We start from the raw sequence: 8,245 nt of genomic DNA, 5'->3' as shown, positions 1-8,245 counted from the left end.
GTTGCCGCCACCCGCCCCCACCGAGCTATACCCCCCCACTCCCGTCGGCCGCGACAGCTGTGTAAACCACCCCCTCCGTGACCTGTACGCGGCCGCGCGCGCCGCGGCCCGGGACGCGGCCCCGACCCATGTGCGCCCTTTGCCGGAAAGGCCCGGTCGGGGCACGCTGAGAACGTGAGGAGAGTGCCCATGACCGGACCGACCAGGCCCGTCGGGCCCACCCGGCCCGCCACGGACGGAGGCCCGAAGGAGACCGCGCCCGAGCCGCCGCCCGTCGGCGGAGTGCTGTGGAGCGTCGCGGGGGACGTCCGGGGCCTGCTGATGCTGCCCTCCGCGCTCGCCCTCCAGGTCGCCCACCCCGCCGTCGGCGCGGGCGTCGACCAGTACTCCGTCTTCCGCACCGACCCCTGGGGCCGCGGCGAGCGCTCGCTGCGCTCCGCGCAGCTCTGGGTCTACGGGGGCGAGGGCGCGGCCGAGGAGGGGCGCCGGCTCCGGCAGCTCCACCGGACCATCCAGGGCACCGACGCCCACGGCCGCCGCTACCACGCGCTCACCCCGTCGAACTACGCCTGGGTCCACGCCACCGGCTTCCCCGTCTACCACCACGGACTGAGCCTCCTGCACCGCCCGCTCACCGAAGCCCAGGAGCGCAGGCTCTACGCCGAGTGGCTCCAGGTCGGCCGCATCCTCGGCATCCACGACCGGGACATGCCGCAGACGATCGAGGAGTTCTGGCCGTACTACCGCAAGATGCTCGGCGAGCTGGAGGCCACCGTCGTCCTGCGCGAGCTCGTCGCCACCGACCAGCCGGTGCCCCCGCCCGACCGTGGCCCCCTGCCACTGCGGCTGCTGCTCAAGGCGCTGTGGCCGGTGCTCCTGCCCCGCCTCGCCCGCTTCCGCTCCTTTGTCACCGTCGGCCTGATGCCGCCGGACGCCCGCGAGGCCGTCGGCCTGGAGTGGACCGACGCGCAGGAGCGCCGGCTGCGCCGGTTCGCCCGGGTCGTACGGGCCGTGGTGCCCGTACTCCCCGAGCGGCTGCGCTACCTGCCGCTCGCCCGCGAGGCGCGCCGCGCGGCGAGGCTCAGCGGGACAGCCCGCCGCGCCTGATCACCTCCGCGTACCAGCGCGCGCTGTCCTTCGGCGTACGGCGCTGGCTCGCGAAGTCCACGTGCACGATGCCGAAGCGCTTGCCGTAGCCGTAGGCCCACTCGAAGTTGTCCAGGAGCGACCACAGGAAGTACCCGCGCACATCCGCGCCGTCGGCGATCGCCCGGTGCACGGCCGCGAGATGCGCGTCGACGTACGCCACCCGCTCCGGGTCGTGGACGTCGCCCTCCGGGTCGGCGTAGTCGTCGTACGCGGCGCCGTTCTCGGTGATCAGCAGCGGTACGCCCGGCAGCTCGTCGCGCAGCCGGACCAGCAGCTCGTACAGGCCGTCCGGGTCCACCGGCCAGTCCATCGCCGTGCGCGGCCCGTGCGCGGGCAGGAACCGTACCCGGTCCGGCGCGCCCGGCCAGGGCGAGGGGGACTCCGAGGTGCCGGCGGCGACGACGGAGGGGGAGTAGTAGTTGATCCCGAGCGAGTCGATCGGTGTGGAGATCGCCTCCAGGTCGCCGTCCAGGACGAAGGACCAGTCCGTGATCCGCCGCGTGTCCTCGACCAGATCGGCCGGCAGACGGCCGTGGAAGACCGGGTCGAGGAAGATCCGGTTCCCGACGGCGTCGATCCGGCGGGCGGCGTCCACGTCCTCCGGGGCATCCGAATGGGCCCTGATCGCATGGAGGTTGAGGGTCAGGGAGAGTTCCGCCGTGGACGGCAGGGACTCGCGCAGCACACCGGCGGCCAGACCGTGGGCCAGGTTGAGATGGTGGGCGGCGCGCAGAGCGGCACCGTCGTCGGTGCGGCCCGGGGCGTGCACCCCGGAGCCGTAGCCCAGAAAGGCGGCGCACCAGGGCTCGTTGAGGGTCGTCCAGGTGGTGATCCGGTCGCCGAGCGCCTCCGCGGCGAGGCCCGCGTACTCGGCGAAGCGCTCGGCGGTCGCACGCTCCGGCCAGCCGCCCGCGTCCTCCAGCTCCTGGGGGAGATCCCAGTGGTAGAGGGTCGCGACGGGACGGATGCCTGACTCGAGCAGCTCGTCCGCCAGGGCGCGGTAGAAGTCGAGCCCCTTCTGCACGGCCGGTCCCCGCCCGGTCGGCTGGATCCGGGACCAGGAGAGGGAGAAGCGGTAGTCCGTCAGGCCCAGCCCCCGCATCAGGGCGACGTCCTCGCGCATCCGGTGGTAGTGGTCGGCGGCGATGTCACCCGTGTCGCCGTTGCGCACCTTGCCCGGCGTACGGCTGAAGGTGTCCCAGATGGACGGGGTACGGCCGTCCTCGGCCGCCGCGCCCTCGATCTGGTACGCGGCGGTGGCCGCGCCCCAGCGGAATCCGTCAGGGAAGAGAGCGTTCATGAACGGAGAACTCCTGTGAGAGTGAGGGGAGATACGGGTCGGTCCTGTACGGCTCCGGCGAACGGCCGCCCGGCGTCGGCTCAGCCCTTGACGGCGCCCTGCATGATGCCGCCCACGATCTGCCGGCCGAGCAGGCCGAAGACGAGCAGCACCGGCAGGGTGCCGAGCAGCGTGCCCGCCATGATCACGGACTGGTCGTGGACGTAGCCGCCGCCGAGCTGACGCAGCGCGACCTGCACCGTCGGCTCCTGCGAGGACAGCGCGACGATCGGCCAGAAGAAGTCGTTCCAGGCGGCCATGAAGGTGAGCAGCCCGAGCACCGCCATACCGGGCCGGGCGACGGGCACCACGATCGACCAGAAGATCCGGGCGGAGGACGCCCCGTCGACCCGCGCCGCCTCGATCAGCTCGTCCGGGAGCGACTGGACCAGGTACTGGCGCATGAAGAAGACACCGAAGGCGGAGACGAGACCGGGCAGGATCACGGACTGCAGCTGGTTCACCCAGCCCAGCTCGGCGATCAGCATGAAGAGCGGGATCACCCCGAGCTGGGGCGGGATCATCATCGTGCCGACCGTGATCGCGAGCAGTGCGCCCCGGCCGCGGAAGCGCAGCTTGGCGAAGGCGAACCCGGCCAGTGTGCAGCAGAGCACCGTGCCGACCGTGATGGAGCCCGAGACCACGAGGGAGTTGAGGAGCGCCGTGCCGATGTCGGCCTCCTCCATGACCGCCTCGAAGTTCCGGAAGAGGTTCGGCCCCGGCAGCAGGGTCGGCGGCACCTGCGCCAGATCGGCGTTGGAGCGGCTGGCGGCGACGATCGTCCAGTAGAAGGGGAAGGCGGAGACGAGAACGGCCAGGACCAGGATCGCGTACGTGATCCGGCCCCCGTGGCCCGTACGGCCCGCGACGCGCACGCTCATGCCCGGCCCTCCTTCCGTGAACGGCGGCGCAGGAGCAGGGCGTTGACCCCGACCAGGACGAGGATCAGCAGGAACATCAGCCAGGCGATGGCGGCGGCCCGGCCCAGGTGGAAGAAGCCCCAGCCCTGTTCGTACAGATAGAGCCCGAGGGTCTGGTACTGGTGCGAGATGCCGCCCGAGACCGAGCCTTCGAAGAGCAGCGGCTCACCGAAGAGCTGGGTCGCGCCGATGGTGGAGACGACCGTGGTGAAGACGATCGTCGGGCGCAGCCCGGGCAGGGTGACGTGGATGAACTGCCGCCACCGTGAGGCGCCGTCCATCTCCGCCGCCTCGTACAGCTCGGCGGGGATGGACTGCATCCCGGCGAGATAGATCAGGGCGTTGTAGCCGGTCCAGCGCCAGACGACGATCGAGGAGACGGCGATCTGCGAGGCCAGTGTGCCGTTCTGCCAGTCGACGGGGCCGAAACCGACCAGGGAGAGGGCGTAGTTGACGAGCCCGAAGTCACGGCCGAAGAGCTGGGCGAAGACGAGCGTGGCGGCGGCCACGGAGGTCGCGTACGGCAGCAGCATCGCCGTACGGAAGAACGTCCGGCCCCGCAACTTGTAGTTGAGCAGATGCGCGAGGCCGAGCGCCATGGCGAGCTGCGGCACCGTCGACAGGACCCCGATGGTGAAGGTGTTGCGCAGCGCGGTCCAGAAGAACTCGTCGGTGAGCAGCGCCGCGTAGTTGCCGAGGCCACGCCACTCCATGTCGCCGGGGGTCTGCAGCTCGACCCGGTAGAGCGAGACGAAGGCGGTGTAGAGGAGCGGGAAGAGGCCGAACGCCGCGAACAGGGTGAAGAACGGGGCGAGATAGGCGTACGGGACGAGGGCGGCCCACCTGCGGCGTGGCGCGCGGCGGGTGGACCGGGCCTGCGGCGGCGGGACGGGCGCCGTCGCGGGCCCGGAGGCGGTGAGGGTCACGGTGCGGCCCTTCGGATGGTCGGGAGGGATGCGGTGGAGGCGGGCCGGCCGGGCGCGGTGGGGCGGAGGCGGCCGGCCGGGGCGGGGCCGGGGTGCTCGCGGGCCGCCCGGCACGGGCGGCGGTGCGACGACGACGCGCCGTCGCCCGCGCCCGGGGCGGGGGCCGAAGCCGGGCACCGCCCCGGCACTCAGCCGATGGCGTTCTCGACGCCCTTCTGCGCGTTCGACCACGCCTTCTCCGGGCTGGTGCCCTTGCGCTCCACCTCGCTCAGCGCGTTGGTGATCTGGTCGGCGACGTTCTTGTCGTGGACCCCGAGCACCTGCACCGGAGCCGCCTTGGCCGCGTCACCGAAGATCTGACCGATCGGCGCACCGGAGAAGTACGGGTCCGTCGCCGACGCGACCTTGGCGATGGCGCCGGTCGAGGAGGGGAAGTTGCCCTGCTTGGTGAAGAGGGTGGCCTGCTGCTCGGGGGCGGTGAGCCACTTGATCAGCTCGTACGCCTCCTTCTTGTGCTTCGCGGCACGCGGCACGGAGAGGTAGGAGCCGCCCCAGTTCCCGGCGCCGCCGGGCAGCTTGGCGATGTCCCACTTGCCCTTGCCCGCGTCGCCGGCCTGGCCCTTGATGTAGCCGAGCATCCACGCGGGGCAGGGGAGCGTCGCGAAGGAGCCGGTGGAGAACGCCTGGTTCCACTGCGGCGACCACTGGTCGAGCTTGGCGCTCAGCCCCTCCTGCGCGGCCTTCGCCGAGGTCTCCCAGGCCGTCTTCACGGCCGGGCTCTCGGCGTAGATCAGCTTGCCCGAGGCGTCGTAGTACCGCTCCTTCTCCTGGCCGATCATGACGGTGAAGAGGCTGCCGACGCTGTCCATCCACGCGCTCTTGGCCGGAGCCTTGGCCTTGTACTGCCGGCCGAGCTCCAGATAGCCGTCCCAGGTGGCCCACTTCTGAGCCAACTCGGTGCGGTCGACGGGGAGTCCGGCCTGCTTGAAGAGGTCGGTGCGGTAGCAGACGGCCTCCGGGCCGACATCGGTGCCGAGGCCGAGGACCTTCCCGTCCTTGGTGGTCGCGGCGGACCACTTGGCGTCGGCGAACTGGCTCTTCAGGGCGTCCGCGCCGTACTTCGTCAGGTCCTCGAACTTGTCCGACTGCTGCTGGGTGACCGAGGCGATCCGGCCGACCTCCAGGCCCTGGACGTCGGCGAGTCCGCCCCCGCCGGCCAGCCGGGTCTGGAGCGACTTCCAGTAGTCCTGCTCGTCCTCGGTGTCGGTCTGCTTGATGGTGACGTTCGGGTGGAGCTTCTCGTACGCGGCGTACAGTCCGGCCTCCTTGTAGCCGAAGGAGCCGTAGAGGTCGACGGTGATCGTGACCTTGCCGCCCGCATCGTCGGAGGCGCCGTCGGATCCCCCGGATCCGCAGGCGGCGAGCAGGGCGCCGGTGAGGACGACGGCGCCGAGACGTGCGGCGGTCGATCGGGCGGATCGGGCAGTGGGCATGGGAAGCCTCCGTCTTGAGAGCGCTCTCAGGAATGCGTCAGGAGCGTGCCTCTCCATCGAGGTTCCCGTCAAGAGTCGAACGCGTAACAGCTCGATGTACCAGGGCTGTTCGCCCCGGAGTTCAAGGCCCTTACACGGCGTTCCGGGGCGCGGTCGTCACGCGGAGGCGCGCCGGACCAGCTCGGTCGGCGTGATCACGGGCTCGGCGACGCCCGCACCGTCGAGGGTGCGCATCAGGAGCCGTACCATCAACCGGCCCATGCCCTCGATGTCCTGACGGACCGTCGTGAGCGGGGGATCCGTCGCCTCGGCCACCTGGAGCATGTCGTCGAAGCCCACGAGCGCCACGTCCTCGGGCACCCGGCGGCCCTGCTCGCGCAGGACCCGCAACGCTCCCGAGGCCATCAGGTCGTTGGCCGCGAACACGGCGTCCAGGTCGGGGCGGCGGGCCAGCAACTCGCTCATCGCCCGGGCCCCGCTCTCCGCCGTGAACGCGCCCTCGGCCACCAGGTCGGGCCCGGCGTCCGGCAGCTCGTCCCGGTAGCCGTCGAGGCGGTCGAGCGCGGAGGTCTGGTCGCGCGGGCCGGTGATGTGCGCGATGTTCCGGCGGCCGAGCGAGCGGAGGTGGCGCACGGCGGCGCGGGCCCCGCCGCGGTTGTCGCAGTCGACGTACGGGACCGGCGGCTCGCCCTCGGGGCCGGTCCAGCCCGGGCGCCCGCCGTAGACCGTGGGCACCTGGACGCGCCGGACGATCTCGGGGAGTTCGTCGTCGTTGTGGAGCGAGAACGCCAGCGCGCCGTCGACGTGGCCACCCCCGAGATAGCGCGCGATCCGCTCGTGATCGCCCGGGCCCTCGACCCAGAGCAGCACCAACTGGGCGTCGTGCAAGGTGAGTTCACGGCTGATCCCGCGCACCTGCTGCTCGAAGAACGGGTCCGAGAAGATCCGGAACTCGGGCTCGGCGATGATCACGGCGACGGCGCCGTTGCGCCGGGTCACCAAGGTCCGCGCCGCGTGGTTGGGGATGTAGCCGAGCTCCTCGACGGCCTTGCGCACCTTCTCGGCCAGGGCCTCGCGGACCCCGGCCCCGCCGTTGACGACGCGGGACACCGTCGCCCGGGACACCCCGGCGCGCGCGGCGACGGCTTCCAGGGTCGGACGCGTCCCGGACGTCGACTCGCTCAAGGGTGGCTCCTCACGGACACGGTGGGTGACGGCGCTGACAGCGTCGAGGGTATCCGGTGGCGGGCGGGCGGGTCCGTCCGGGGAAAGCGCTCTCGGGGTCGGCGGTGGCTGCTCAGCGCGCAGGCCCCAGCACGTCCACGTGGGCGAGTGCGCGGTGGCGGTGGTGGGTTGCCGCGATCGTCGCGAGGGCCGGGCGGCCGAGGTCGCGGTACGCGACGGCCAGGAGCTCGCATGCGTACTCCTCGCGGTCCGGTTCGCCGTACGAGGCCCAGTGCAGGTCCCGTCCGAGCACCAGCGCCTCCGTCGGATCGTCGGCGGCCGCCCGCCGCAGGGCCTCGTCGCGGGCCGCGCGCAGCGACTCCGCGTCCTCGAACAGCTTCTCCATGAAGGTGCCGAAGCGGTACTCGTCGGCCCCGTTGTGCGGTGGACGGTCCAGTGCCGTCGCACCAGACACCAGCGCTCCCGCACCATCCAGGGTCGTGACCCGGTCGGGGTCCACGTCCGGCCGGCGGGCGTCGTACGCATGGGAGTACGCGAGGCCCGTCTCCGTGCGCTCGCCGGTCTCGAAGCCCGTCAGGGTCACCCGAAGCCGCCCGAGATCCGCGAGGCGCGCGACCTCCGCCCCGTCCCCGTCGGCCGCGTACTCCGCCAGGTCCCGCTCCGCCCGCTCGATCCGCGCCCGCACCGCCTCCAGCGGTGTGCGGTGGCGCCGCTCGATGTCGCCGCCGTCGTGGGAGTAGTACGAGGCGACTCCGTCGCAGGTGCGCCCGTCGTCGGACCAGAGCCCGTAGTGGAGTCCGTCCGACCCGCCGTGCAGGAACGTGAGGAACTCCGGAGGATCGCGGTAGTACCGCCCGTGCGCCCGGATGTCGAGACCCCCGCGGGGGAGCGCCGAGGGATCCACGAACAGGTCCATGACGCCGTACGGCGCGAGCTCCAGGTCCCGCAGCGCCCGCTCCTCGGCCGGGCCGAGGGCGGCCAGGAAGTCGAGGAACCGGAAGAAGGAGCCGGGCAGTTCGAGCCCCCACTCCGCGGCGATCCGCCCCGCCACGGCCTCCCGCACCGCCGGATCGCCGTACCGCTCCGTCTCGGCCACGCTGTGCTCCCACCCTCCGGTCGCCTGTGAGGGCCGAGCCTACCCACGGCGTACGGGCGCGGCCCCCCCCCCCCCCGGGGGGCCGGGCGGGGCGGCCCCCCCCCGGGCCGGGGGGGAGAAACAAAGACGCGCCCCCC

General features: G+C 72.4%; 7 protein-coding genes. 1 reads left to right on the top strand and 6 read right to left on the bottom strand.

Annotation, left to right across the window (positions count from 1 at the left end; genetic code table 11):
- Nucleotides 1–189 precede the first annotated feature (189 nt).
- The gene (locus tag ACFVZW_RS35700) at nucleotides 190–1,107 is read left to right on the top strand and encodes an oxygenase MpaB family protein (protein WP_384530568.1); all 918 of its coding nucleotides are present in this window, start codon (nucleotides 190–192) and stop codon (nucleotides 1,105–1,107) included.
- Here the strand turns inward: ACFVZW_RS35700 and ACFVZW_RS35695 are convergent.
- The 6 genes from ACFVZW_RS35695 to ACFVZW_RS35670 form a co-directional block, all read right to left on the bottom strand.
- Complete coding sequence (locus ACFVZW_RS35695; protein ID WP_384530566.1) at nucleotides 1,082–2,449, bottom strand: GH1 family beta-glucosidase; 1,368 nt, start codon at nucleotides 2,447–2,449, stop codon at nucleotides 1,082–1,084. The genes ACFVZW_RS35700 and ACFVZW_RS35695 overlap by 26 nt on opposite strands.
- Before the next feature lie 80 nt (nucleotides 2,450–2,529).
- A complete protein-coding gene (locus ACFVZW_RS35690; RefSeq protein WP_383562275.1) occupies nucleotides 2,530–3,369 on the bottom strand; it encodes a carbohydrate ABC transporter permease in 840 nt (279 codons plus the stop codon).
- A complete protein-coding gene (locus ACFVZW_RS35685; protein WP_384530564.1) occupies nucleotides 3,366–4,334 on the bottom strand; it encodes a carbohydrate ABC transporter permease in 969 nt (322 codons plus the stop codon). The genes ACFVZW_RS35690 and ACFVZW_RS35685 overlap by 4 nt, the downstream gene beginning before the upstream one ends.
- Before the next feature lie 188 nt (nucleotides 4,335–4,522).
- Complete coding sequence (locus ACFVZW_RS35680) at nucleotides 4,523–5,827, bottom strand: extracellular solute-binding protein (protein ID WP_384530562.1); 1,305 nt, start codon at nucleotides 5,825–5,827, stop codon at nucleotides 4,523–4,525.
- Between the two features lie 156 nt (nucleotides 5,828–5,983).
- Nucleotides 5,984–7,012 carry a LacI family DNA-binding transcriptional regulator gene (locus tag ACFVZW_RS35675; RefSeq protein ID WP_384530560.1) on the bottom strand — a complete coding sequence of 343 codons (1,029 nt, stop codon included), beginning with the start codon at nucleotides 7,010–7,012 and terminating at the stop codon, nucleotides 5,984–5,986.
- 112 nt (nucleotides 7,013–7,124) lie between these two features.
- Nucleotides 7,125–8,108 (bottom strand): ADP-ribosylation family protein, encoded by a 984-nt coding sequence (locus tag ACFVZW_RS35670; RefSeq protein ID WP_384530558.1) that lies wholly within the window; start codon nucleotides 8,106–8,108, stop codon nucleotides 7,125–7,127.
- Nucleotides 8,109–8,245 lie beyond the last annotated feature (137 nt).

This window comes from Streptomyces sp. NPDC059567, from assembly GCF_042735655.1.
Lineage (GTDB): Bacteria > Actinomycetota > Actinomycetes > Streptomycetales > Streptomycetaceae > Streptomyces.
This window is presented reverse-complemented; position numbering and strand designations above follow the sequence as displayed.

What these genes read in the sequence shown, in the direction of transcription:
- ACFVZW_RS35700 (WP_384530568.1), top strand. Translation starts at nt 190, where the DNA reads ATGACCGGACCGACCAGGCCCGTCGGGCCCACCCGGCCCGCCACGGAC.
- ACFVZW_RS35695 (WP_384530566.1), bottom strand. Translation starts at nt 2,449, where the DNA reads ATGAACGCTCTCTTCCCTGACGGATTCCGCTGGGGCGCGGCCACCGCC.
- ACFVZW_RS35690 (WP_383562275.1), bottom strand. Translation starts at nt 3,369, where the DNA reads ATGAGCGTGCGCGTCGCGGGCCGTACGGGCCACGGGGGCCGGATCACG.
- ACFVZW_RS35680 (WP_384530562.1), bottom strand. Translation starts at nt 5,827, where the DNA reads ATGCCCACTGCCCGATCCGCCCGATCGACCGCCGCACGTCTCGGCGCC.